Here is a 23670-nt window from a genome sequence, read left to right on the forward strand (position 1 = left end):
CGCCGCTCGCAGGCGCAAGCCCTGGTGAAATCTCCGAAGTGATCTGATCCGTCGACCCCGGTGTCATGCGGTGTGATGGCAAGGCGAGCCCCGTCCGAATACGCATGCAGACACAGGCGACGCCATGTCCACGACCCCTATCCTGCCCGCGCTTGAGATCCTCAAGGCCCAGGCCAAACGTTTGCGTCAAAGCCTGACGGCCGAAGGCAATTTCATCACCCATAGCGAAGCGCTCGAATTGCTGGCCCACCAGCATGGCTATCGCGACTGGAACACGCTGCACGCCGCCGCCGGCAATCGCCCGGCCGCGCCGCTAACGCTCGGTGCGACGATCACCGGCCTCTATCTCGGCCAAGCCTTCAAGGGCGAGATCATCGCCCTGGCCCAACTCAATCACGGCAGCCATTACCGTCTCACCATCGATTTCGACGAGCCCGTCGATGTCGTGACCTTCGACAGCTTCTCGGCGTTTCGAAAGCGGGTGAATTGTACCGTCGATTCTGATGGCCGCTCACCGGCGATGACCAGTAATGGCGAGCCGCAGATGGTGATCGCGATGTAGTGTGACACCGGCCCCCTCCTGAAGGGAAAGGGCCGGCACACCCTGCTCAAAGGCTAGCGCGATAATTCGCTCCTGCTGCCTGCAGAAAAGCCCAGGCTTGAGGGCTGACCGGCATCTTCCCGGCCAGGTCCGGATCCGCCCAGGCTTTCTTCCAGGCGCCACCGGTATTTTTTTCCAACGCCCCGTCACCCTGGGTGAAGGCTTGCATCAACTCGGCCGCTCGCGCGGCGAGTGCCAAGGCTTCCTCGTCCGCCGGATCGCCGCCCGCCAATCGTTCAGCATCGGCAAATACCGCCGCCCACTCATCCTGGACGCGCTGCATTTCTGCTGCGTCAGGCATACGGTCCTTGAGCGCCTGCAATTGCCCGGCACTCAGGTTTTCCCGGCCATAGCCGGTCAATTTTTCAGCCCATTCTGGCATGTTAGTCTCCTCATTGAGTTCAACCAAATCGTCCAGATCCAGATGACCGTCACGCGCCAGGCGTTGCCGGGCACGTGACAGGCTGGCGAGGGCTTTTTCGGCATTCGCCATTTGCGACCGCAAGGCCGCTTCCTGAGTCCTCAGAAGCTGATCGAGGCCAAGACCTCCCGCCGCGATCAGCGCCCCGATCTCCCTCAGCGTCAGCCCGAAGGCTTTCAGCGTCAGGATCAGATAGAGCCGCTCGAACTCGGCCGGCCCGTAGACCCGCCAACCCGCCGCGGTGCGAGTGGGCTCAATCAGCCCGCTGCGTTCATAAACCCGCAAGGCCCGCGGCGTGACGCCGAAATGCGAAGCCGTTTGCGCTGCACTGAGAAATTCACCGGCGGTCCGCGTCATACTCCGTCTCCCGTTCTGGACAGGGATTGCTCTGGGCTATGACCCATGGTCAAGCGCAAATGGAATTTGCAGCCACGCCAAAATCTCCACGCGGCTTGCCGCTGGAGGGATGATGGGTCACCTCGCAATGGGAGGTGTGTGGGACGCCGGCGAATGCCGGAGTGAGGTATATGAGTGGGGTGACCTCCGGGACGCCCCACCAATTCTTCCTGGAAAAAATGGGAGATTTGTTCAGGCCCCTTGCGGCTTCCACCTCGAAATGGCCGGGGATGCACGGTCGAGCCCTAATGCCGCTCTTCCTCTCCGATGGCCACGCCAGCGCTCGGGATGTCACCCCTCTGCACGGACGAGCTCCACGCTTCCAATCACCGCGAACGACTGAGCTCACGCCTCCCGTGCGACCGGAACGCTGCAAGCATACGCGCCAATGGTGGGGGTGGGGATAAGTTGATCTAAACTCGTCATCCCGACCCCCGCCTGCGCGGGGGCCAGGATGACGCAGCTTTGTGGGCTGCGGTGGCGGATAAGTCGCCACCGCACCGTTGACGCCCCTAATTCACTACAGCCTTCAGCGGCCGCTTCTCGCCGACGGCGATGCCATTGATCGTCAGCACGCCGGCTTCGCTTGAGACGGCGATATTGTCGCCATCCTTGATCGTGCCTTCCAGCAACATGCGGGCGAGCGGATCTTGCAGGTCTTTCTGGATCACGCGCTTGAGGGGCCGCGCGCCATAGGCGGGGTCATAGCCCTTGGCGGCGATCCAGTCGCGCGCCAAGGCGTCGAGCTGGATCGTCATGCGGCGATCAGCCAGCAGGGTTTCAAGCCGCTTCATCTGGATATCAACGATGGCGCCCATGTGCTCGCGGGCCAACTTGTTGAACAGGATAACCTCATCGACCCGGTTGAGGAATTCGGGGCGGAAATGGGCGCGCACGGCGTCCATCACGACATCGCGGGCGTCCTCGGCATCGGTTACCATTTGCAGGTGCTCGGCCCCGAGATTGGAGGTCATGATGATGATCGTATTGCGGAAATCGACCGTGCGGCCCTGCCCGTCGGTGAGCCGGCCATCATCGAGCACTTGCAGCAGCACGTTGAAGACATCGGGATGCGCCTTCTCGATCTCGTCGAGCAGGATGACCTGGTAGGGCCGGCGGCGCACGGCTTCGGTGAGCGCTCCACCCTCCTCATAACCGACATAGCCGGGAGGCGCGCCGATCATGCGGGAGACGGAGTGTTTTTCCATGTATTCCGACATGTCGAGCCGGGTGACGGCGTGTTCGTCGTCGAACAGGAAATTGGCCAAGGCCTTGGTCAGCTCGGTCTTGCCAACGCCCGTTGGCCCCAAAAACATAAAGGAGCCAATGGGGCGGGCCGGATCCTTGAGGCCGGCGCGGGCCCGGCGGACAGCGTCGGAGACGGCTTCCAGCGCCGCCGACTGACCGACGACGCGGCCCTGCAGCGCCTCCTCCATACGCAAGAGCTTGTCGCGCTCACCTTCGAGCATTTTATCGACGGGCACGCCAGTCCAGCGCGAGACGATCTGGGCAATCTGCTCGTCATCGACGACTTCCTGCATCGTGTGCTCGCCCTCACTGGCGGTCTCGGCCAGCGCCAGACGGCTTTCGAGATCGGGCAATTGGCCGTATTTGATCTCGGAGGCGCGGGCCAGATCACCGCGCCGTTCGGCATCAGCGAGCTCGGCACGCGCGTTCTCAATGCTTTCCTTGAGCGTCGTCGCACCGGCGAGTTTTGCCTTCTCCGAACGCCAGGCGGCAGTCAGTTCGGCAGAGCGCGATTCCAGTTCGGCGACCTGTTTGGTGATCGTCGCGAGACGCTCCTTGGAGGCCTCGTCGGACTCCTTTTTCATCGCCTCGGCTTCGATCTTGAGCTGGATCGCCTTGCGGTCGACTTCGTCGAGCTCTTCCGGCTTGCTGTCGATCTGCATGCGCAGACGCGCCGAGGCCTCGTCCATCAGATCGATGGCCTTGTCGGGCAAAAACCGGTTGGTGATATAGCGGTTGGACAGGTTGGCGGCGGCGACAATGGCGCTGTCGGCGATGCGCACGCCGTGGTGCACTTCGTATTTTTCCTTCAGCCCGCGCAGGATCGAGATCGTGTCAGCGACATTGGGCTCCTCGATCATCACCGGCTGGAAACGCCGCGCCAGGGCGGCATCTTTTTCGACGTGCTTGCGATATTCGTCCAGCGTCGTGGCACCGATGCAATGCAGTTCACCGCGCGCCAGCGCTGGCTTCAACAGGTTGGACGCATCCATCGCGCCATCGCCCTTGCCGGCACCGACCAAGGTGTGCATCTCGTCGATAAAGAGGATGATCTGGCCATTGGCGCTGGTGACTTCATTGAGCACGGATTTGAGCCGTTCCTCGAACTCACCACGAAATTTAGCACCGGCGATCAGGGCACCCATATCGAGCGCCAGAAGGCGTTTTTCCTTGAGGCTTTCGGGCACATCGCCATTGACGATGCGCAGGGCCAAGCCTTCGGCGATGGCGGTCTTGCCGACGCCGGGCTCACCGATCAGGACCGGGTTATTCTTGGTCCGGCGCGAGAGAACCTGGATGGCGCGGCGGATTTCCTCGTCGCGGCCGATCACCGGGTCGAGCTTGCCTTCGCGCGCCACCTCGGTCAGGTCGCGGGCATATTTCTTCAGCGCTTCATAAGTGTCTTCCGACGACGCGCTGTCGGCAGTGCGGCCCTGGCGCAAATCATTGATCGCGGTATTGAGACCTTCCGGTGTGACGCCGGCGGCTTTCAGAATATCAAAGGCCTTGGTGCCCGATTGCAGGCTCAGAGCCTGCAGCAAACGCTCGGCGGTGACGTATTCATCGCCGGCCTTGGTCGCGGCCGTCTGGGCCGCGTCGAACAGCTTGGCCGTCGGCGGCGCCATATAGAGCTTGCCCTCGCCGCCTTCGACCTTCGGCAGGCTGGCGAGCGCTGCGGTGACGCCATCGATCACCTGATGCGCGCTGCCGCCGGCCGACTTGATCAGATTGGTCGCGAGACCCGCCGTATCGTCGAGCAGCGCCTTGAGCACATGCTCGGGCGTGAATTGCTGGTGGCCGGCCTTGATGGCCAGTGTCTGGGCGCCCTGGACAATGGTCTTGGCGCGTTCGGTATATTTGTCGAATTCCATGTCGATCCCCCGGGAAAGGCGAGATAGGGTGCGCTCCGACGCCTTAAGAAAGCGCGTCGAAATCGCGGCTTGAACTCGATGTAGGTGTTGCACTTGCGTCACACAAGAGGCCGAGCCGCGACAGTTTGACCATATCTCCGTGAGGGTTTCGTTCGACCATGCCGCAGCTTACCGCAATCACCCGCTTTCCGGTAAAAGGCTTCGGCCCCGAACGGCTCGAACAGGTCGAACTCACCATCGGTCAGACCCTGCCGCATGACCGGACCTGGGCGATCGAGAACGGCCCCGGCGATTTCGATCCGGCGCATCCGGCGCATGTCAAAAAGAAGCATTTCCTGATGCTCGCCCGTCAGGCGGGGTTGGCGCTGCTGAGCAGCCGCTTCGAGGCCGACGGGCAGGCCTTCGCCGTCCGGTTTCCAGACGGAACGGAAATCACCACGGCGCTCGGTGATGCCGCCAGCCATGCGCCACTCTTCGCCCGGCTGGAGGCCCTGCTCGGCGAGCAGGTGCGCGGCGCCCTCAGATTTGCCCATATCCCCGGCCAAGCCCTGACCGATATTCCCCACCCTCACGTCTCGCTGATCAATGCCGCCTCGCTACGCGATCTCGGGGCGCGCACCGGCCATGTCATCGACCCCGTACGTTTTCGTGGCAATCTCCTGATCGACGGGCTGGAGCCCTGGGCCGAACTCGACTGGGTCGGCCGCGATGTGTTGATCGACGGCGTACGTCTGCACGGCCAGAGCCGCATCCGGCGTTGTGCCGCCACCAGCGTCAACCCGGCCACGGCCCAAAGCGATATCGATCTGCCGGCGGCGCTGATGGCGCAATTCGGGCATGCCGATTGCGGGATCTATATGAGTGTCGAGGCGGGTGGTGGAATCGCGGTCGGGGATGCGGTGGAAACGCCAAGCCACGCCCACACTTGACGCCCCCCGCTCGGCGCAGTATCCAGCGCGCCGGTCCCCGGATGCCTGCCGCTCGCAGACTTTGGTCACGGTGAATATCCGGACATCAGATCTTCTCCCCCGGCGCAATCGCTGCGGTGGCAATGCGAGCCCCATCCTCCAAGCTACGCGTCCTGGAGTTGATGATATGAGCAATACCTATACCCACGGCCCGCTCGGGCCGCTTTTTGTGCGCACGGCCCTGCCGATCATTTTCCTGATGGCGATGAATGGTCTGCTGACCGTGGTCGATGCGATCTTTCTCGGTGTCTTCGTCGGTGCCGATGCGCTCAGCGCGGTGACGCTGATGTTCCCGCTCTTCATGTTGATCATCGCGCTCGCGTCCTTGGTCGCCAATGGCATGGCCTCGGTGCTGGCGCGACATCTCGGCGCCAATGCCATCGAGCAGGCCAGAGCCGAATTTGTTGGCGCGCACGGGCTGTCGCTGATCGTCTGCGCCATTCTGATCGCCCTGTTCCTTGCCTTCGCCCAGCCCCTCATCCTGGCCGCGGCAAACGGATCCCAGACGCTGGCCCGGATGGGTTATGTCTATCTGAGCATTTCCGTTTTCAGTGCCCCCATCGCCTTTGCCCTCACAATCCATTCGACCGCCCTGCGGGTCGAAGGCAAGGTCGGCCTGATGGCCATCACCGGGCTATTGGTGACGCTGGCCAATCTGGGACTCAATTATGTGCTGATCGCCGTGATGGGGCTGGGCGTTGCCGGCTCGGCGCTGGGCACGGCCATCGCCCAGGCCTTGGCCCTGGCGGTCATTCTGGTGTTCCGGATGGGCAAGACCTCACCCCTGCGCCTGGCCAGTCTCGACTGGCACCGGCTCGGCACCGGCTGGCCCGCCTTCCTCGCGCTGGGTGCGCCGCAGAGTCTGAGCTTTGTCGGCCTGTCGCTGACTTCAGCGGCCGTCATCTTCATGTTGCAATCGGTCGAGACCGAGCATTACGACACCACCATCGCTGCCTACGGCATCGTGATGCGGATCACCTCCTTCGCTTTCCTGATCCTGATGGGGATGAGCCAGGCCCTGCAGGCGATCATCGGCAATAATTACGGGGCCGGACTGTGGCAGCGATCAGACCGGATCCTGGTAATCGCCCTTGTCTGCGGCCTGATCTATTCGGCCGGCGCCGAGATCGTGTTGACTGGCTTGCATGATCAGTTGGGCGGACTCTTCGTCAGCGATCCGGCAGTGATCGCGGAGGTGTCGCGCATCTTGCCGCTCATGATGGCACTCTATGTCTTCGCCGGACCGCAGATCATGATCTCGACCTATTTCCAGGCGATCGGCGATGCACCGCGCGCCGCGATCCTCGGTCTGAGCCGCACCTATCTCTTCACCCTGCCCCTGACGCTGACCCTGCCCCTGGTATTCGGCGAGACCGGTGTGTGGATTGTCAGCCCCGCGGCCGCGCTCCTGATGCTCGGGCTGACCGGCACCATATTGTGGTTGAGTGCGCGCCGGACCGGCAGGGCCTGGGGTCTATTTCATGGCCGGAATTGGGTGCCCCAATCGGCAGACCTGACACCCTGACAAAAAAGGGACCCGCTGCGGCAAGCAACGAGTCCCTCATTTCACTCGCTCAAGTCGCGATCAGGCCGCGTCGCTCTCCGAACCGCCGCCGGACGTATCGTCCTTTGGCTTGGCGCGGGAAGCGCGAGGTGCGCGGGGTGCCTTGGCAGGCTTGGTCTCTTCGGCTGCCGGGGCAGCGGTTCCGGCATCACCCTCATCGCTGCGCGGACGGCGCGGACGGCGAGCGCGGCGAGCCGGCTCTTCGTCGGAACTGGCCGCATCGGAGGCTGCAGCAGGCCGTTCAACCGGGGCCACGCTGGACGGCGTGATCGGGGCGTGAATCGGGTGATGCGATGTTGTCTGTGGCGCAAGCTGGGGCTGGGCCTGTGGCTGAGCCTGTGGCTGGGCCTGTGGCTGAGCCTCGCCTTCCGGCGTCACGACATTGAGCGGATCGGATGGCTGTTCATGGCGCGGCTGCCGTGGCTGGCGGCCCCGGCGCGGCTCGCGATTGCGATTGCGATTCTGGTCATCGCCGCGGCTCTGGTCACGGTTTCCTTCGCGATTGCCGTCGCGATTTCCATCGCGGCTGGAATTGCGGTCACCATTATTCTGATCACGGTTATTCTGGTCACGATTATTCTGGTCGCGGTTCTGATTGCCGCCGGAATTATTGTTGGTGTCGCGCTCTTCGACACGATCGCTGAAGCGCTCGTATCCGTCGTCTGCAACATCGTCGTCTTCGGTCTCGATCTGGTCGTCAGGGCCGGCATCGCGGCGCGGCTGACTGGCCTGGACCAGACGGAAATAATGTTCGGCGTGCTGGTAGAGGTTTTCCGCCCGCACGCGATCGCCCGCCAGCGACGCATCGCGCGCGAGCTGGACGTATTTGTCAAAAATCTGGGGAGCATTGCCACGGATTTTAACTTCCGGACCATTGCTCTCATAGCTGCGATTGGAAGAATTACTCGGCTTCCGTCCACGACCGCGCTGGCGCTTATTATCGCCCGCCCCTGTTTTCCAGCGATTCATATCTGACAATGTGACCTTGCTGTTCAGTTGCAGGGGCTTGAAAGCGCACCCTGATGAAACGATTGATCTTGATTGGTCGGAACAAAACAGGCGGTCGATCCGACCGCGCTAGGCCCCAAAAAGTGGCGCGCCCCGCCTGTTGTCGTAAAACCTAGCCCGCTGCGAAGCGCTTTCCAAGCGATTTTAACCGTTGCCCGATCCGGCGCGTCCGAACACGACGCGATCATGGCCTGCAAGGTCGGGCAGGCATTCCAGCGCGGACAAACCCGCCGCCTGCACCAATGCCATCACCGCGGCCGCCTGGTCAAAGCCGATCTCCAGCGCGAAGCTGCCGCCGGGCCGAAGCAGGCGCGGCAGATCGGCGATGATGACGCGATAGGCGTCGAGCCCGTCCTCGCCGCCATCGAGCGCCAGGGCCGGTTCGTGGTCGCGTACTTCAGGCTCCAGACCGGCCAGCACATCAGACGCGATATAGGGTGGATTGGAGACGATCAGATCGAAGCCATGATCACCCAGCCCATCGCCCCAGCGGCCCTGCACCAGCGTTGCACGGCGTGTCAGCTCACAGGCTTCAAGATTGCCCTTCGCCACGGCCAGGGCCGCTGGCGAGAGATCAACGCCCTGCCCGGTCCAGCCCGGCCGCTCACTGAGCAGGGCCGCCAGAATCGCGCCGGAGCCGGTGCCAAGGTCGAGCATGTGGTGCGGCGTGTGATCACAGCGCTCCAACACCGCTTCGACCAGCGCCTCGGTGTCGGCACGCGGGGTGAGGACATCGCGGGTGACTTTCAGATCCAGCGTCCAGAACGGCTTGCTCCCCAGCACTTGTGACAGCGGCACACGCTCCAGCCGCAGCGCGGCGAGATCGGCCAGGCGCGCGGCGGCTTGCCAGGACCACAGGGCCGGATCCGCCAACGCTTGGGCGAGACTGACCGGTGCGAGCACATCAGCGATCAGAAAACGGGCATCATCCTCGGCCTCATCAATCCCGACCGAGCCAAGCGCGGCGACCAGATGGCGGCGGATGGTGCCGAGCTCCATCCCCTGCCAAGCCTGCACCAGCGGGAAGCCAGGCCGTTTGGCCTGCTCGGCGGCGTTGGATTGCACGGCCGCCTCAAAGGGAGTGGAAGGCATAGCGCCCTTACTCACGGCAGCTCCTCTGGCGACGGGGTCAACACGGCCTGGCCATACGGGCCTTCGATCCGGCCATCACGGGCCCAATCGCCCAATAACTGGAAATAGCCATCAGCATAGCGCGTCGACTGGCGTCCTGATTCGGTCTCGACGAATTCGAGAATGCCGTGATCGGTCTGGGGAAACTCGACCAGATCGACGTCGCGCCCTTGCGCGATCATGCCCTGCAGGATGTCCCGCGTCGCATCCGGCGGCGCCGAGCGGTCCTGCCCCGCGAGTACCCACAAGACCGGCACATCCACCTGGTTCATGACGGCGACGGAATCATGGCCCCAGCTGGTGCCAGCATCAATGAAATTGAGATAGACGAATTTGAAGCCGGTAATGCCGTTACGCAGCATGTGGCCGGAATACGAACCCTCGATCTCACGAAACCAGTCCTCATTGCCCCACAGCCGTTTCAGACGAACAAACTCCTCCTGCCCCTCGGCGAATTCAGTCGCCATCAATTGGCCGGTGACGTCGGTGACTTGCCGCGCCTGCTCCAGCACTTCGTCGTCATAGCCGGCGGCGCGCAGATCGGCCTGGACTTCCGAGGCATCCTCTTCCGTCGGGCTGACCATCATGCCGAAGCTGACCATGACAAAATCGGCATCACTCATTGTCGCTGCCAGCGGTGCGACCCAACCGCCCTGGCTGCCGCCGAAGAAGCCAACGCGCCCGGCGCGCGGGCCCGCCAACTCACGGGCACGGCGCAGCGCTTGGGCGGCATCGCCGGCCAGTGCCTCGAAATCCTGGGAGTATTCGCCCTCGGAAGCGCCAGTGCCGCGCTTGTCATAGACAAACACACCGACGCCCCGCGCCGGCAACATGCGTTGGGCATAGGCCCAATCGAGCGCGGAATCATGCTCAGACCCATGCACCCAGACCGCGATAGGAACCGGCCCCATGCCGGGCGGCATTACCAGCCGGCCGGCGAGTGTCAGCCCGTCGCTTTCGAAATTGGTTTCCGCCGTTTCCAAGGGAACGCGCTCAGCGACACCATTATAGCCATCGAGCCCGTCGATGGTCACGCGTGTCGTGCCGCATTCGCCAAGATCGAAACGGGCCGGATTGGGTTGATCAGTCCAGCCTGTCGTCCCGGACCAAAGGCCATCCTCGCCCACCGAAATGCGACCGACCTGGCCGTCGAAGGCGCGCCAGCGCAAATCTGCACCGGCGACCGGCGCCAGATCAATGATCGAATTGGAGGCCGTCCGGTAAACCCCGACATGGCACAGCGCTGCCGGATCGAGGACGTCGCTGCCGGAACAGGCTGCGAGCAGCCCAGCAGCGCCGAGCGCCACCAATACACCGGACCTGAACATGAGACTCTCCATCCGCGACCGGTCTCACAGGACCTTCATTTCAGGGGACCGTCACACCGCAACCCTGTCAACCGGGACGCGGAGCGCCTCAATCCTCCAACGCCGCCAGACGGGCAGCTTGGTCTTCCGCGATCAGGGCGGCGATCACTTCATCGAGCCCGTCTCCAGCGACGATCTCGTCAAGCTTGTAGAGGGTGAGATTAATGCGGTGATCCGAGACGCGACCCTGCGGGTAATTATAGGTGCGGATCCGCTCTGACCGGTCGCCGGATCCGATCTGGCCCTTACGATCAGCCGCGCGTTCGGCATGGGCCGCTTCGCGCTCCATGTCGTAGAGTTTGGCTTTCAGCAATTCGATCGCTTTGGCGCGGTTCTGATGCTGGGACTTTTCCTGGCAGACGACCGCGATGCCGGTCGGCAAATGCGTCATCCGCACGGCACTGTCGGTCTTGTTGACGTGCTGGCCGCCAGCGCCCGAGGCGCGCATCGTATCGACGCGAATCTCGCTCATATTGAGTTCGATATCGATATCTTCCGGTTGCGGCATGATCGCCACCGTCGCGGCAGAGGTATGAATACGGCCCTGGCTTTCCGTCGCCGGCACGCGCTGGACGCGGTGAACGCCGCTCTCGAACTTCAATCGCCCGAACACGCCATTGCCGGAGATCGAGGCGATGACTTCCTTATAGCCGCCATGATCACCGTCTGAGGCCGAGGCCAGCTCCCAGCTCCAACCCTGCAGCTGGGCATAGCGCTCATACATGCGGTAGAGATCGCCGGCGAACAGGGCCGCCTCGTCGCCGCCGGTGCCGGCGCGAATTTCGATCAGCGCATTGGCGGCATCATCCTTGTCCTTGGGCAGGAGCGAGAGACTCATTTCCAGCTCGAGCCCGGGCAGGGTTTCCTTCAGCTCGTAGAATTCTTCACGCGCCAGATCGGCCATTTCCGCATCGCCGCTCTCCATCATCTCGGCGAGATCGTCGAGCTCGGTGCGCGCGGCGCGCAGCGCCTTGGCCTTCTCGGCGACAGGCCGCAGCTCGGCATGCTCCTTGGAGAGCTTGACGATCTCGGTCGAGTCGGAGGCAGCGCCAAGGCGCGCCTCGACCTGGTCGAAGCGATCAATGACTTGCGCGAGTCTGGAGGCAGGAGTGTGCATCGCGCTCGGTTAGCACCTGACGGACACGTTGCAAATCCCGCGCGGCTGTTTGCCGGCGCTAGAAGAGCGCGATCACCGCCCTCACCGACATCACGATCAGCACAATGCTCGAAGAGATGAAGACGAAGAATCGCACCGGAATAAAGTTCCACAAAGCCTGGATCAGACTGTGCAAAACACGCAGGGCAACATAGCCCCAAGCGAGCCCAATCATCAACGGATCTGCCAAGCCAACCAGATAGCAATAGACCACCAGCGCGTAGAAAATCGTCGGCTGCTCGTGCAGGTGATTGTAATTGTCCGCGATCCGGCGAACTTCGACCGGCAGCACGTCCATTTCGCTCTTGGACGTCATCTTGGCCGCATTGATGCCGGCCTTCTGCATTGCCGGGATGCGGGTGGCATACATCCACAGCCACATCACCAATGTCCACACGATCATCGCCAGCACGGGCGTCAAAATGGTCTCATACATGCTTGGTGCTCCCCACAGTGTTCACTGTGAGATTAGACCGGTTTCGATCTGTCATGCGATGAAAATATCGTGCTGTATCGGCCCCATCCGCCGATGAATGGGGGGGCAATCAGGTCTGGGCGGTCTTCAGTCGGACATCGCCGGGCGGGGCTTCATAGGCGCGGAACGCCGTCAGCAGCTCATCAATCCGCTTCGCCACCATCAGCGAGTCGCGATGATCAGCGGCGAGGAAGTTCTGGTCCGCCATCTTGTCGAGGAAGGCGACCAGATCGTCGTAATAGCCATGCACATTGAGGAGGCCGACCGGTTTGCGGTGCTGGCCCAATTGGCCCCAGGTCCAGATCTCGAACATTTCCTCCATTGTGCCGATACCGCCAGGCAGGGCGATGAAGGCGTCGGAGAGGTGCGCCATCTTGGCCTTGCGAGCATGCATGGACTGAACGACATAAAGTTCGGTCAGCTCAAGATGGGCGATTTCTTTGAGGGCGAGAAATTCCGGTATCACGCCAATCACCCGGCCGCCCGCCTCCAGCGCCGCGTCGGCAATCTCGCCCATCAACCCGACCTGACCGCCGCCATAGACGATGTCGAGCCCGGATTCCGCGAGCCGCTTGCCCACGGCGCGTGCTGCGGTAACAAATGCCGGATCGCGCCCGGGATTGGAGCCGCAATAGATGCAGATGGATTTCATCGGGCGCATTTCCCCTTGGCGGGCCGGGCGGGGCGGGTAAGCTGTCCGGCAGGTTCGGAGTTCTCGAGTGTCGATCCATCACGCATTTCTGGTCATCGCAAGTTTTCTCAGCATTGGCAGCGCCGCAAGCGCCGCCGAGCCAGTTATTGTACCCACCCTCGTCTGCCGCGGCTATTTTCTGGTGCCGATCACACTGGCGGCGCGCGACGGCTATGCGGCGGACCGGACGCTGTGGTTCCTGCACGATACCGGCGCCTCTACCTCCTATGTCGATCCCGACAGTATCGCGCGCATCACCGGCAACCGGCCCGGCGCGCGCGATCGGGTCAATATCAATGACGCGCAATCCGGCGCGGTGGCGATCAATCACTTGCAAGCCCGGGTCAGCCAGCTCGACCATCTTGCGCGCGCCCTCGGTCATCCGATCGACGGGATTTTATCCTTCGGCGCCTTTAGCGATTTCCTGCTGACGCTCGACTACGAACATGATGAGATGCGCCTCGATGAAGGTCGTCTGCCCCGGCCCGATGGTGTCACCGTGTTTGATGCCGACGGGCCCGATTATCGACCCTGGATGGTGGTGGAGTTCCCCGATCGCCGCCGGCGAATGCTGATCGATAGCGGGGCCGCGATGACCAGCCTCGCCGTGCGCCGGATCGATCTTTACGACACCGTCGAACCCCCGCGCCCAACCGGGGCCTCGATGCGACTGCGCGAGGTCGAGGAACGCTCCGGCGCCCGCTCGAGCCTCAATGCCCGCATTGGTCCCAACCGCCTGATCGCGCCGACTCTACAATCCACGCCCGGCACCGAATTGATCGGCGGCGAGGTGATGCGGCATTTCACCTGGACGTTCGACCAGTCCACCGAACGCGTGCGCATGGTGCGCAATCACCCAGAAATACCGATCACCTTCGAGCCGGATTTCGATCATGGCATGGTGTTCGAGCCGCATCCGCTGGGCTATCGCGTCGGCGCTGTCATCGCCAACACGCCGGCCAGCCGTGCCGGCGTGCAAGTCGGCGATATCGTCACCGGCTTCAATGGCCGCTCACTCGATGTGCGCGGCTGTGATGGACCACCGCCAGACAACAGGCTGGTCGTCAGCCTGATCCGTAATGGCGAACCGATGAGCCTTACGCTGGAGTTGTTTGCCCTGGTCGAATAGCAGCCTTGCCCACATGGCTGGCCAACACCGCGACCGCATCGACCAGCCGCGCATCGAGCTGGCCGAGCAAGGTTTCACCGACCGTGATTTCCAGCGAACAGACGGATGCGCCTTCCAGTGCCCAGAAGCGATTGCCGAGCCAGACGCCGGTCTGCCGTGCTGCCTCGTCACGGGCGCGCTCGGCGGTCGGTGCATCGCAGGGCAGGCGCAGATGCAACATGTTGACGTGAGGTGGGTCCGGCGTGATCGCAATGCCCTCAATCCCGGACAGGGCCACCGCCAGGGTGCGGGCCCGGTCGACAAAAGCCAGCATAAGTTCGAGCCGCCGGTCGATGAAGCGCAGCGCGTCGGGCACCATCGGCACGGGCGAGACAAGGCGACCGCCAAAGCGGGCCAGCCACAGCCGTGCCTCGGCAATGAACGCCGACTCCCCGGCCAGCACCGCACCGCCAAGAGCGCCGATATCCTTGTAGAGCGAGACATAGACCGAGGCGAAACCGTCGCAAATCTCGGCATAGGCGCGATCATCATAGAAGGGCCGCGTCGACCACAGCCTCGCACCGTCGAGATGCAGCGGCAGGTCGAGCGCCTTGCCACGCGCTTTGATCGCCTCAAGCTCGGCCCAGGCCGGCAGGGCGCCGCCATTATGGCGTTGCGGCAATTCGATGAAGGCGCAGGCGGCAGCGGATTGAAGGTCGGCGGCGTTGAGCGGTGAAGACCAATTGCCGATCAATCTCGCATCGAGACCGTGCGCGAAATGATAGCCGCGCTCCTCATGCAATTCGAGATGCGAGGTCGGATGAAGCTGGATGGACGCTTGCCCGGTCCGCGCGGCATGAATTCGGGCCGCAATCCCCTGTGCGAGCGTGCCGGTGGGGCACCACATGGCCGCCGGCTTGCCAAGCAGGTCGGCGATTTTGGCCTCCAGCGCCGCGACCATCGGCCCGCCGAGATACATCTCGGCCTTGAGCCCCTCGCGATCCATATAATCGGCGACGGCGCGCAAGTGATCCGCCGGCGTTTCGGAGCCGTGATGCGGGAAGCCGAGACTGATTTCGCAGCCAGCCCGGAGCGACTCGTCAATCATGCCGCGACGCCCAGCACAGCCTCGCGCACGGCTGGGGTCCAGCCGACATGCAATTTGCCATCGATGGTGATCACTGGCCGCTTGATCAAGGTGGGATTGGCAATCAGCAGCGCCGCCGGCTCTGCATCGGCGAGCCGCTGATCCTGAATTGAGAGACCACGCCAAGTCGTCGAGCGCGTATTGAGCAGCGCTTTGGCGCCAGCGAGTTTCACCCAAGCCGGAACCAGCGACACCAGCTCGGCCTCGTCACGGATATCGACGAAGCGATGCTCCAGCCCGGCGGATGTGATTTCCCGCAGCGCCAGTTTGCATGTGTCGCAGTTTTTCAGTCCGTAAAGCGTGATCATTGCGCCGCCGCCTCTTCCGCTTCGCGCTCGACGCGCAAAAGCTCGGCGCGCGCCTCGACCAGCTCGACGATATGCTCAACCATCGCTTCATTGGTAACGTTGTGATCGGGCTTGCCGGAGACATACATCTTGCCGCGCCCGGCACCCCCGCCAGTAAAACCGAGATCGGTCATCAGTGCTTCGCCCGGCCCGTTCACGACACAGCCAATGATCGAGAGCGAGATCGGCTCGGAGATGTGCGCCAGCCGGGCCTCCAGGGTTTCAACCGTGCGGATAACGTCGAAGCCCTGCCGCGCGCAGGAGGGACAAGCGATGATATTGACGCCGCGCGTGCGCAGCCCCAGCGATTTGAGAATATCGAAACCGACCTTCACTTCTTCCTCGGGCTCGGCCGAGAGCGAGACGCGGATCGTGTCGCCAATCCCGGCCCACAAGAGCGAGCCGATCCCGATTGAGGATTTCACCGTGCCGATGCGGGTGCCGCCGGCCTCGGTCACACCGAGATGCAGCGGTGCATCCGTCGCTTCGGAGAGCTGGTGATAGGCGGCGACCGTCATGAAGGTGTCGGAGGATTTGACCGAGATCTTGTAGTTGCGGAAGTCGAGATCATCGAGAATGCGGGCGTGCTCCAGTGCGCTCTCGACCATCGCATCGGGGCAAGGCTCACCGTATTTTTCCAGCAAATGCTTTTCGAGCGAACCGGCATTGACGCCGATCCGGATGGCGCAGCCATAATCGCGCGCCGCCTGCACCACGTCACGGACCCGGTCCATCGAGCCGATATTGCCCGGATTGATCCGCAGACAGGCCGCGCCGGCCTTGGCCGCCTCAATGCCGCGCTTATAGTGAAAATGAATGTCGGCGATCAGGGGCATGCTGGAAGCCCGCACGATGGTCTTCAGCGCCGCCGTCGAGGCTTCGTCAGGGCATGACACCCGCACGATATCGACCCCGGCCTCCTCGCAGCGCCGGATCTGACCGATCGTCGCACTGGCGTCGGAGGTCAGCGTATTGGTCATGGTCTGAACGCTGATCGGGGCGTCACCGCCGATGTCCAGCCGGCCGACCCGGATCGTGCGGCTCTTGCGACGCTCGATCATCCGCCATGGGCGAACGGAGCGCGGATCAACGGCACGGTCAGGGATAATGGCAGACATGGCGGACTCCGGTAACGCGTCGCGCGTCAGCATGAGTGTCCGATATAGCGAGATTGCGGCAGGCTTGCGAGGCGCTGCGGTGATTTATTCCAGCTCGCCCGCAGCGGGCTCGGCGCTGGCGACAGCGATATTCTCCACCGGGATGCCGGCAAGCCCGAGCGTGCCGAGATCGACGCCGCCACGCTCCAGCTGAATCGCCCCGGCATCAGAGGCCGAAAATGTCAGCCCGTCTTCTCGCGTTTGATAGATATCGCCCACGACGAGACTGCGCGAATACAGGATGCGCCCGGAAGCGTCCTGGACTTCCAGCGAAGTCGGCGCGGTCGCGCGCAGCGTCAGCCGCTCGCCTGCTGCGGCATCGCCAAGCGGCACACCGGTCCAGATCGATCCGATATCCGCAGCCCGCAATTCCGGCTGGAAATCAGCGCGGGCCCATTCCGGGGCCGCATCCGGCGGTGACGGCAAATTGGCAATCGCGCCGAAAGACGGCGCCTGCTCGGAATACCACCAGGCCACCGACGCCACGCTGACAAGGATCAGCAGCGCCCCAAACACGCCGCGTGGCAATTTGATCGGATCGCGCGTTTTGGCTCCAGCTGACGGTACGGCGCGGCCGGTTTCGGTATCAACTTCGCGCTTGAATTGATCGACAATACCGACCGGTTCAATGCCAAGGAAACCGGCATAGGTACGCAGATAGCCCAGCGCATAGGCACGGGCCGGCAGGCCTCGTGTGTCCATGGTTTCGAGGGCTTCCAGATAGTCGCGGCGAATTCGGGTGCGGGCTGAGGCGGAGTCGAGCGTCAGTCCTGCCTTGGCGCGCGCCTCACGCAGGCGGTCCCCAGCGGAATACTGCACATAGCTGGCACCATTCTCGGAAAACACAGAATCTACCGGCACGAAACCCGCCATCCTCGTTTGACTCGACATGACCTTAAACCCATCCCCACCCGGGAGCCGCATCCTCACTCAGGCACGGTGAATGGGCTATCCCACACCACCACTTACCATAAGATCAAATTCTGCGCCCGTTTTCAACAGCCTCGCCGGGCAATCCGGCATCGGCACCGGCTTTCAGCAGGAGCGGTCTCAAGCTGTCGGCCGGGCTATCCATACGGCTAGCAAGCCAGGTGCCAAGCTTGGACGCATCGAGGCCGGAGATCATTTTCCGGATCGGACCGACATTGGCCGCAGCCATGGAAAGACTTCGGTAACCAAGCCCTATCAGGACTGCAGCCTCGAGCGGCTTGGCGGCGATCTCGCCACAGACCGAGACGGGAACATCGTGTTTGGCGCAGGCTTTGTGGATCTGCTGGAACAGCCCGAGCGCCGCCGGTGACAACACATCGTACCGATCCGAGACACGGGAATTTTGCCGGTCGGCGGCAAAGAAATACTGCATCAGATCATTAGCACCGACCGAAACGAAGTCGACGGCATCGATGACGTGTTCGATAGCCCAGGCAATGCCCGGCGTTTCCAGCATCAGTCCGATCTTGACCTCTGAGGGCACGGGATGGTGATTGTGCTCGGCATGCTGCAGCTCCCGTTCCAGCATTGTGCGCGCCGCACGCATTTCCCATGGCGCGGAAATCATCGGGAACATCACGTGCAAGGGCCGATCGGCAGCGGCCTGGATCAGGGCGCGCAACTGGTAACGCAGCAGGCCGGGCCGATCGAGGCCCATGCGGATAGCGCGCCAGCCCAGCGCCGGATTGGGCTCGACCATGGAGGGCGCGAACGGCGCCACCTTGTCGCCGCCCAGATCCAGGGTACGGAATACGACCGGCTTGCCCTTGGCCGCATCGAGCACCGACCGGTAGACGAAGGCTTGGGCATCGAGGCGCGGCAAGGTGTCGGCGACCATGAACTGGAATTCGGTCCGGAACAGCCCGACCCCGTCGGCGCCGGTCTGCTCAAGCTGGCTCAGCTCAACCAGCAGGCCGGCATTGACGTGCAGGCCAATGCGTTCACCATCCAGCGTCACCGTCGGTCCACGTTGCTCCGCGTAGGCGAGCCGGCGAACCGACAGGGCCTGCAGACGTTCGTCATAGGCCTCAACCACATCGGCGGGCGGACGGATATGCAGCACGCCGAATTCGGCGTCGAGGATCACCGGATCACCAGTCTCGGCGCGGTCGAGCGCGCCATCGAGACGGCCGACCAGCGGAATGCCAAGCGCTTTGGCAACGATGGCGGCGTGAGAGGATGCAGAGCCTTCCTCCAACGCGACGCCCAGCAGTTTTGTGCGGTCAAAATCAAGCAGTTCGGCTGGGCCAATATTGCGCGCGATCAGGATCGCATTGTCGGGCAGATCGAGCTGTGGCGCCGCATGGCCGTCGAGATGACGCAGCAGGCGATTGGCCAAATCTTCCAGATCGTGCAGGCGTTCGCGGAAGGTGAGATCGGCGGCCTTCATCAGCCGGGCCCGGTTTTCATTGCGGACGCGTTCAATGGCGGCTTCTGCGGTCAAACCGAGCCGGACAGCTTCGCGCAGCCGTTCCAGCCAGCCGCGATCGTGCGCAAACATGCGGTAAGCCTGCAGCACATCACGCGTTGGACCACCGAAAGGTACTCGCCCGCTTGTCAGCATGTTGTCGATCGATGATCGCAAGCCATCGATCGCGGCGTCGAGCCGGGCCTCTTCGCCTGCCGCGTCCTCGGAAATCAGCCGGTCAGAGCCGACATGCGGCTCGAACAGGACCGCGACCCCCTTGGCGAGGCCGCCGGAAAAAGCGCCGCCCGTCAACCGCTCCGGCTTGGACTGGCGTACATCGAGTCCGGCCATTTCCTCGGAATCGACGATATCACCGGAGGCAACGATCTCGGCCAGCACCATGGCCACGGTCTGCAGGGAATCGATCTCGTCCTCGCCAACCTGGCGCTGCTCTGCGGACTGGGCCGTCAGAACACCGACCAGACGGCCGCCACGCAGGATCGGAACGCCGACAAAGGTGTTGAACGGCTCCTCGCCGGTTTCCGGCTTGAAGGAGAAAGCCGGGTGGGCGCGAGCATCGGATGCCGCGAAGGGGCGCGCACGCCGCGCCACCAGGCCAACCAGACCTTCGCCCGGCTGCAGGCGGGTATGGTGGACGGCCTCGGCTTTCAGCCCGTGCGTCGCGCATAATTCCAACGCACTGGACCGCCGCGCCAGATAGATCGAGCACACATCCCAGCCCGCATCTTCTGCGATCAGCGTAGTGAGATGGTCGAGCCGGTCCTGGGCGTTTTCGCGCGTCGCCATAAGCTCGCGCATGCGCCTGAGCAATCGGCGCGGATCCCGTATCGTTGGCGGTGTCGCTTCCATTAATTCCCTATCTGGTCCAGGCCATAGGCCGCATGCAGGGCGCGCACGGCGCGCTCGACAGCATCATTGTCTATCAAGGCCGAGATCTTGATCTCGGAGGTCGCCAGAACTTTTACGGCAATCCCGCTCTCAGCCAAAACGCCAAACAGCGAGCGGGCCACATCGGCGCGCTGGCGCAGGCCCGCCCCGACAACAGACACTTTCGCCAATCCGGTTTCCGAACTGATCCGAAGTCCCGGCAGTCCGCGCTCCAAGGCCGATTGGGCCCGATTGAGGTCCCGGTGCGCAACTGAAAATTCCAGATTGACCGTATCCGGCTCGCGCCCATGCGCCTGAACGATCATGTCGACACCGATTCCGGCATCAGACAAGAGCGCGAAAGTCTGGCTCGCGAAGCCCGATTGCGGCGCAGCGCCCAGCACGGCGATCCGCGCCTGGTCGCGGGCGTAGGCGACGCCGGAAACGACACGGCGCTCGGCGATATCCCGGTCGGCGACGATATCAGTGCCGCGGCTTTGGCCGGCGGCCAGGAAGCTCGACAAGACCCGCATCGGCACATGGCGCGATTTGGCGAATTCCACCGAGCGGGCCTGCAATACCTTGGCGCCCTGGGCGGCCAGTTCCAGCATCTCGTCATGACTGATCGCATCGAGCCGGCGGGCGCCCGGTTCGATGCGGGGGTCGGCGGTATAGACGCCATCGACATCGGTATAGATATCACACCGCGCGCCGAGCGCTGCGGCCAAGGCGGCGGCAGAGAGGTCGGTGCCGCCACGGCCCAGCGTGCGCAGGCAACCATCCTCGGCAATACCCTGATAGCCGGCCAGCACCGGCACGACGCCCGCGGCCATCGCCGCTTCAAAGGCTGAGGCCTCCATGCCGGCGATCCGGGCCGCGCCGGGTGGTCCGTCGGTGAAGACCGGCGCCTGCCAGCCCATGAAGGAGCGCGCTTCAAGCCCGCGTTCGCGCAGCGCCAGCGCCATCAGGGCCGCCGCGACCTGTTCGCCGGCCGCTAGCGCGACATCGGTCTCCGCATCGCCCAGCCCGGCGCCGAACTCGCCGGCCAAGCCCAGCAGTCGATCCGTCTCGCCCGCCATCGCCGAAACCACGACAGCCAGCGTATCGCCGCGTGCGACCGCATCGGCGATGAGGCCGGCCGCATGACGGATCCGCTCGATCGTACCGACCGAAGTGCCGCCAAATTTCGCAACGACGCGTGTCATTCCGGCTGTCCCTCGTTCAGTTCAAAAGCCGCGGCTGTTCAAAACGCCGCACCCGGCTCGATTAGCCCGTCCGGTAGGGCCATAATATGGCTGTCAGGATATCGCGGATGGCCTGCGCCGTGCTATCGCGGTTTCCTACTTGGACGCAGCCCTGTACGCAACGCCCGAACGCAATATCGCGCGATTACGCGCATCAGGAGAACAGGCATGACCAGCACGTCCGCACCGGAAACCCTGTCCCGCCCGTCCGTCGATCCGGCGGAAGTCGAAAAGTTTTCGCGCATCGCTGCCGATTGGTGGGATCCGGACTCCAAGTTCAAACCGTTGCACAAATTCAATCCGATCCGGCTGGCCTTCATCCGCGACACCATCTGCAGCCATTTCGGCCTGTCCGGGGAGCGTCCGTTCGAGGGCCTGCGGGTCCTCGATATCGGTTGCGGCGGCGGGTTGGCATCCGAGCCGATGGCCCGGCTTGGCGCGGCGGTGACCGGCGTCGATGCGGCGGAAGCCAATGTGAAGACCGCCTCGGTGCATGCGGCCGAACAGGGTCTCGAGATCGATTATCGCCACGGCGTCGCCGAGCAATTGATCGAGGCCGGCGAACCGCCCTTCGACGTCGTGCTCAATCTGGAAGTGATGGAGCATGTCGCCAATCCCCATACTTTCCTGGTCGACTGTTCCGCCCTGGTCAAACCGGGCGGGCTGATGATCTGCGCCACCATCAACCGGACCTCGAAAGCCTTCGCACTGGCGATTGTCGGCGCCGAATGGGTGATGGGCTGGCTGCCGCGCGGCACCCACCGCTTCCACAAGCTGGTGCAGCCAAGCGAACTCGCCGCCGCGCTGCACGAGGGCGGCATGGAGACCAACCCTCCGATCGGGGTCAGCTATAACCCGCTCAATGATCAATGGACCTTGGGCGAGGATAGCAGTGTGAATTATATGGTGGTGGCGCAGAAGCCGCAGGCCTGACGCCGGAAAATCTCGGTCAGTTCGCTTTTTTCGGCGGCGTCGGGGCCAATGCGTCAGGCAAGGGGGCGACCGGCACGCCCTCATCGCGCAAGGCCTCGCCTTCCGCCGGTGAGGTCTCGCCATAAATCAGCCGTTCCGGCTTGTCGCCGGCATGAATGGCGCGCGCCTCGGCCGCGAAATCTCCGCCGACATAATCGTAATTGCTGCGAATATGCGCCTTCACCTGCGCCGCCATCGCCTTGAGCTTGGATTCCGGCGTTGCCTCGCGTTTGCGCGACGTCGCGACGGCCGGTGACATCACCGCCTTGCGAACACCAGTCGATCCGCATTGCGGGCACTCGACGAGGTCGCGCTGGTTTTGCTCATCAAAGGCCGCGGAGTTTGAAAACCAGGCCTCAAACTCATGGCTGCCATCACAGACAAGCGCATAGCGGATCATCGCAGGATCACTTCGTCCGGCCCGCCCAGCTTGCGGTCGTGCAGCAAAGCCGGAATACGCGAGCGGGCATCAGCGACCCTGTCCATGTCGAGCTGGGCCAGCAAAATGCCCGGCTCGTCATGATCGAGCACGCCCGTCACCGCGCCCCAGGGATCGACAATCATCGAATGACCCCAGGTGCGGCGACCATCCTCGTGCAGCCCCGCCTGGGCCGGTGCAATCACCCAGGAGCCGGTCTCGATCGCCCGGGCTCTGAGCAGGATTTCCCAATGGGCCCGGCCGGTGGGCCGGGTGAAGGCGGCAGGGACGGTGAGGATTTGCGCGCCGGCCTGGGCCAGACGGCGGTAAAGATAGGCGAAGCGGACATCGTAACAGATCGACAGACCCAGCCGTGCGCCGCCGGTATCGGCGACGACCAGACGGTCACCGGCCTGGTAATTGGCGGATTCGCGATAGGTCTCGCCCTGCCCGAGCCCGACATCGAACATGTGGGCCTTGTCATAGGTCGCGAGCAATTGCCCGTCCGGCGCAAACAGGAAGGACCGGTTGGCGGCCCGGCGTTCGGCCAGTTTGACCGCCAGCGAGCCGATCAGAAGCGTGATGCCCAGTTCCTTGGCCAAAGCGGAAAATGCCGGGATCGCCGGATCCTCCTCCGGCGTTCGCATCACGGCGAAAGCCTGGTCGGCATCTTTTTGCACCAGATGCGTCGTCTCCGGTGTCGCGATCAACATCGCGCCCTGGGCGGCAGCCCGGCGGATCAGATCGCTCGCCACAGCCAGATTGACGGCCGGATCGATACCGGACCGCATCTGGATCAGGGCTGTGGCGATTTTGCTCATTTCAGACCGAGCATCCCGTCCAGCTTGCCGGAACGCTCGAGCGCCATCAGCTGGTCGCAGCCGCCGACATGGTCCTTGCCGATGAAGATCTGCGGGAAGGTGCGGCCGCCCTTGGAGCGCTGGACCATTTCCTCGCGCTTTTTCTGGTCAAAACCGGCATCGATTTCCTCGAATGCGACCTTCTTCGATTTCAGCAGCGAGACCGCGCGGGCGCAATAGCCGCACATCGGTCGGGTATAGATCGTTACGTTAGCCATTCATGTACTCCTTCAC

At 63.3% G+C, this 23670-nt stretch carries 23 protein-coding genes; 6 read left to right on the forward strand and 17 right to left on the reverse strand.

Annotated elements, in window-relative coordinates:
• Positions 1–124: 124 nt before the first annotated feature.
• Complete coding sequence (locus AAC029_RS11005) at positions 125–562, forward strand: glyoxalase superfamily protein (protein ID WP_339747534.1); 438 nt, start codon at positions 125–127, stop codon at positions 560–562.
• A gap of 46 nt (positions 563–608) precedes the next feature.
• Here the strand turns inward: AAC029_RS11005 and AAC029_RS11010 are convergent, their stop codons facing one another.
• Together AAC029_RS11010 and clpB are read right to left on the reverse strand one after the other, a co-directional pair.
• Positions 609–1379, reverse strand: a complete 771-nt coding sequence (locus AAC029_RS11010; protein WP_339747536.1) for a MerR family transcriptional regulator — start codon at positions 1377–1379, stop codon at positions 609–611.
• A 551-nt stretch (positions 1380–1930) separates the two neighbouring features.
• Entirely contained in the window at positions 1931–4537 is a 2607-nt protein-coding gene (clpB, locus tag AAC029_RS11015) for an ATP-dependent chaperone ClpB (RefSeq protein WP_339747538.1), read from the reverse strand.
• 158 nt (positions 4538–4695) lie between these two features.
• On the opposite strand from clpB, the gene AAC029_RS11020 reads away from it, so the two are divergent.
• Entirely contained in the window at positions 4696–5466 is a 771-nt protein-coding gene (locus AAC029_RS11020) for an MOSC domain-containing protein (protein WP_339747540.1), read from the forward strand.
• Positions 5467–5632: 166 nt separating this feature from the next.
• Entirely contained in the window at positions 5633–7030 is a 1398-nt protein-coding gene (locus AAC029_RS11025) for an MATE family efflux transporter (protein ID WP_339747543.1), read from the forward strand.
• Positions 7031–7090: 60 nt separating this feature from the next.
• Here the strand turns inward: AAC029_RS11025 and AAC029_RS11030 are convergent, their stop codons facing one another.
• Complete coding sequence (locus tag AAC029_RS11030; RefSeq protein WP_339747546.1) at positions 7091–7324, reverse strand: hypothetical protein; 234 nt, start codon at positions 7322–7324, stop codon at positions 7091–7093.
• Positions 7325–7345: 21 nt separating this feature from the next.
• On the opposite strand from AAC029_RS11030, the gene AAC029_RS11035 reads away from it, so the two are divergent.
• Positions 7346–8044, forward strand: coding sequence for a hypothetical protein (locus tag AAC029_RS11035; protein ID WP_339747548.1), 699 nt, complete (start codon positions 7346–7348; stop codon positions 8042–8044).
• Between the two features lie 177 nt (positions 8045–8221).
• Here AAC029_RS11035 and prmC read toward each other — a convergent pair whose 3' ends face one another.
• From prmC to AAC029_RS11060, 5 genes are all read right to left on the reverse strand, one after another.
• On the reverse strand, positions 8222–9169 hold the full coding sequence (prmC, locus tag AAC029_RS11040; protein ID WP_339747550.1) for a peptide chain release factor N(5)-glutamine methyltransferase: 948 nt from the start codon (positions 9167–9169) through the stop codon (positions 8222–8224).
• 11 nt (positions 9170–9180) lie between these two features.
• A complete protein-coding gene (locus AAC029_RS11045; protein ID WP_339747552.1) occupies positions 9181–10536 on the reverse strand; it encodes an alpha/beta hydrolase in 1356 nt (451 codons plus the stop codon).
• Between the two features lie 88 nt (positions 10537–10624).
• On the reverse strand, positions 10625–11692 hold the full coding sequence (gene prfA / locus AAC029_RS11050) for a peptide chain release factor 1 (protein ID WP_339747554.1): 1068 nt from the start codon (positions 11690–11692) through the stop codon (positions 10625–10627).
• A 58-nt stretch (positions 11693–11750) separates the two neighbouring features.
• A complete protein-coding gene (locus AAC029_RS11055) occupies positions 11751–12167 on the reverse strand; it encodes an MAPEG family protein (protein ID WP_339747556.1) in 417 nt (138 codons plus the stop codon).
• A 109-nt stretch (positions 12168–12276) separates the two neighbouring features.
• Positions 12277–12858, reverse strand: coding sequence for a TIGR00730 family Rossman fold protein (locus AAC029_RS11060; RefSeq protein ID WP_339747558.1), 582 nt, complete (start codon positions 12856–12858; stop codon positions 12277–12279).
• Between the two features lie 67 nt (positions 12859–12925).
• Here AAC029_RS11060 and AAC029_RS11065 point away from each other — a divergent pair, with 67 nt between their 5' ends.
• Positions 12926–14026 (forward strand): PDZ domain-containing protein, encoded by a 1101-nt coding sequence (locus tag AAC029_RS11065; RefSeq protein ID WP_339747560.1) that lies wholly within the window; start codon positions 12926–12928, stop codon positions 14024–14026.
• On the opposite strand, the gene AAC029_RS11070 is transcribed toward AAC029_RS11065, so the two are convergent.
• The 6 genes from AAC029_RS11070 to AAC029_RS11095 form a co-directional block, all read right to left on the reverse strand.
• Positions 13995–15113: a beta-eliminating lyase-related protein gene (locus tag AAC029_RS11070; protein WP_339747563.1), complete on the reverse strand. Its 1119-nt coding sequence runs from the start codon at positions 15111–15113 to the stop codon at positions 13995–13997. The genes AAC029_RS11065 and AAC029_RS11070 overlap by 32 nt on opposite strands.
• A complete protein-coding gene (locus tag AAC029_RS11075) occupies positions 15110–15460 on the reverse strand; it encodes an ArsC/Spx/MgsR family protein (protein ID WP_339747565.1) in 351 nt (116 codons plus the stop codon). Before AAC029_RS11075 ends, AAC029_RS11070 begins: the two co-directional genes overlap by 4 nt.
• Positions 15457–16617: a flavodoxin-dependent (E)-4-hydroxy-3-methylbut-2-enyl-diphosphate synthase gene (gene ispG / locus AAC029_RS11080; RefSeq protein WP_339747567.1), complete on the reverse strand. Its 1161-nt coding sequence runs from the start codon at positions 16615–16617 to the stop codon at positions 15457–15459. The genes AAC029_RS11075 and ispG overlap by 4 nt, the downstream gene beginning before the upstream one ends.
• An 84-nt stretch (positions 16618–16701) precedes the next feature.
• Complete coding sequence (locus tag AAC029_RS11085; RefSeq protein WP_339747570.1) at positions 16702–17547, reverse strand: helix-turn-helix domain-containing protein; 846 nt, start codon at positions 17545–17547, stop codon at positions 16702–16704.
• An 85-nt stretch (positions 17548–17632) separates the two neighbouring features.
• Positions 17633–19873, reverse strand: a complete 2241-nt coding sequence (gene ptsP, locus AAC029_RS11090) for a phosphoenolpyruvate--protein phosphotransferase (protein ID WP_339747572.1) — start codon at positions 19871–19873, stop codon at positions 17633–17635.
• 50 nt (positions 19874–19923) lie between these two features.
• Positions 19924–21147: an aspartate kinase gene (locus tag AAC029_RS11095; RefSeq protein WP_339747574.1), complete on the reverse strand. Its 1224-nt coding sequence runs from the start codon at positions 21145–21147 to the stop codon at positions 19924–19926.
• Positions 21148–21354: 207 nt separating this feature from the next.
• Here AAC029_RS11095 and ubiG point away from each other — a divergent pair, with 207 nt between their 5' ends.
• Positions 21355–22119 (forward strand): bifunctional 2-polyprenyl-6-hydroxyphenol methylase/3-demethylubiquinol 3-O-methyltransferase UbiG, encoded by a 765-nt coding sequence (gene ubiG / locus AAC029_RS11100; RefSeq protein WP_339747577.1) that lies wholly within the window; start codon positions 21355–21357, stop codon positions 22117–22119.
• Between the two features lie 16 nt (positions 22120–22135).
• Here ubiG and AAC029_RS11105 read toward each other — a convergent pair whose 3' ends face one another.
• From AAC029_RS11105 to grxC, 3 genes are read right to left on the reverse strand one after another with little or no spacing between them, the layout of a single operon-like run.
• Positions 22136–22558, reverse strand: a complete 423-nt coding sequence (locus tag AAC029_RS11105; protein WP_339747579.1) for a DUF1178 family protein — start codon at positions 22556–22558, stop codon at positions 22136–22138.
• Positions 22555–23397 (reverse strand): carbon-nitrogen hydrolase family protein, encoded by an 843-nt coding sequence (locus AAC029_RS11110; protein WP_339747582.1) that lies wholly within the window; start codon positions 23395–23397, stop codon positions 22555–22557. Before AAC029_RS11110 ends, AAC029_RS11105 begins: the two co-directional genes overlap by 4 nt.
• On the reverse strand, positions 23394–23654 hold the full coding sequence (grxC, locus tag AAC029_RS11115) for a glutaredoxin 3 (RefSeq protein WP_339747585.1): 261 nt from the start codon (positions 23652–23654) through the stop codon (positions 23394–23396). Before grxC ends, AAC029_RS11110 begins: the two co-directional genes overlap by 4 nt.
• Positions 23655–23670: the final 16 nt, after the last annotated feature.

The sequence above is a fragment of the uncultured Maricaulis sp. genome, from assembly GCF_963975345.1.
In the GTDB taxonomy this organism is placed as follows: domain Bacteria; phylum Pseudomonadota; class Alphaproteobacteria; order Caulobacterales; family Maricaulaceae; genus Maricaulis.

Bases quoted from the DNA above. Each gene is read 5' to 3' on its own strand.
- ptsP (WP_339747572.1), bottom strand. From the start codon at position 19,873: ATGCGCGAGCTTATGGCGACGCGCGAAAACGCCCAGGACCGGCTCGAC.
- AAC029_RS11105 (WP_339747579.1), bottom strand. From the start codon at position 22,558: ATGATCCGCTATGCGCTTGTCTGTGATGGCAGCCATGAGTTTGAGGCC.
- prmC (WP_339747550.1), bottom strand. From the start codon at position 9,169: ATGCCTTCCACTCCCTTTGAGGCGGCCGTGCAATCCAACGCCGCCGAG.
- AAC029_RS11025 (WP_339747543.1), top strand. From the start codon at position 5,633: ATGAGCAATACCTATACCCACGGCCCGCTCGGGCCGCTTTTTGTGCGC.
- AAC029_RS11060 (WP_339747558.1), bottom strand. From the start codon at position 12,858: ATGAAATCCATCTGCATCTATTGCGGCTCCAATCCCGGGCGCGATCCG.
- ubiG (WP_339747577.1), top strand. From the start codon at position 21,355: ATGACCAGCACGTCCGCACCGGAAACCCTGTCCCGCCCGTCCGTCGAT.
- AAC029_RS11085 (WP_339747570.1), bottom strand. From the start codon at position 17,547: ATGTCGAGTCAAACGAGGATGGCGGGTTTCGTGCCGGTAGATTCTGTG.
- AAC029_RS11110 (WP_339747582.1), bottom strand. From the start codon at position 23,397: ATGAGCAAAATCGCCACAGCCCTGATCCAGATGCGGTCCGGTATCGAT.
- prfA (WP_339747554.1), bottom strand. From the start codon at position 11,692: ATGCACACTCCTGCCTCCAGACTCGCGCAAGTCATTGATCGCTTCGAC.
- clpB (WP_339747538.1), bottom strand. From the start codon at position 4,537: ATGGAATTCGACAAATATACCGAACGCGCCAAGACCATTGTCCAGGGC.
- AAC029_RS11045 (WP_339747552.1), bottom strand. From the start codon at position 10,536: ATGTTCAGGTCCGGTGTATTGGTGGCGCTCGGCGCTGCTGGGCTGCTC.
- AAC029_RS11010 (WP_339747536.1), bottom strand. From the start codon at position 1,379: ATGACGCGGACCGCCGGTGAATTTCTCAGTGCAGCGCAAACGGCTTCG.
- AAC029_RS11070 (WP_339747563.1), bottom strand. From the start codon at position 15,113: ATGATTGACGAGTCGCTCCGGGCTGGCTGCGAAATCAGTCTCGGCTTC.
- AAC029_RS11055 (WP_339747556.1), bottom strand. From the start codon at position 12,167: ATGTATGAGACCATTTTGACGCCCGTGCTGGCGATGATCGTGTGGACA.
- AAC029_RS11005 (WP_339747534.1), top strand. From the start codon at position 125: ATGTCCACGACCCCTATCCTGCCCGCGCTTGAGATCCTCAAGGCCCAG.
- grxC (WP_339747585.1), bottom strand. From the start codon at position 23,654: ATGGCTAACGTAACGATCTATACCCGACCGATGTGCGGCTATTGCGCC.
- AAC029_RS11020 (WP_339747540.1), top strand. From the start codon at position 4,696: ATGCCGCAGCTTACCGCAATCACCCGCTTTCCGGTAAAAGGCTTCGGC.
- ispG (WP_339747567.1), bottom strand. From the start codon at position 16,617: ATGTCTGCCATTATCCCTGACCGTGCCGTTGATCCGCGCTCCGTTCGC.
- AAC029_RS11075 (WP_339747565.1), bottom strand. From the start codon at position 15,460: ATGATCACGCTTTACGGACTGAAAAACTGCGACACATGCAAACTGGCG.
- AAC029_RS11095 (WP_339747574.1), bottom strand. From the start codon at position 21,147: ATGACACGCGTCGTTGCGAAATTTGGCGGCACTTCGGTCGGTACGATC.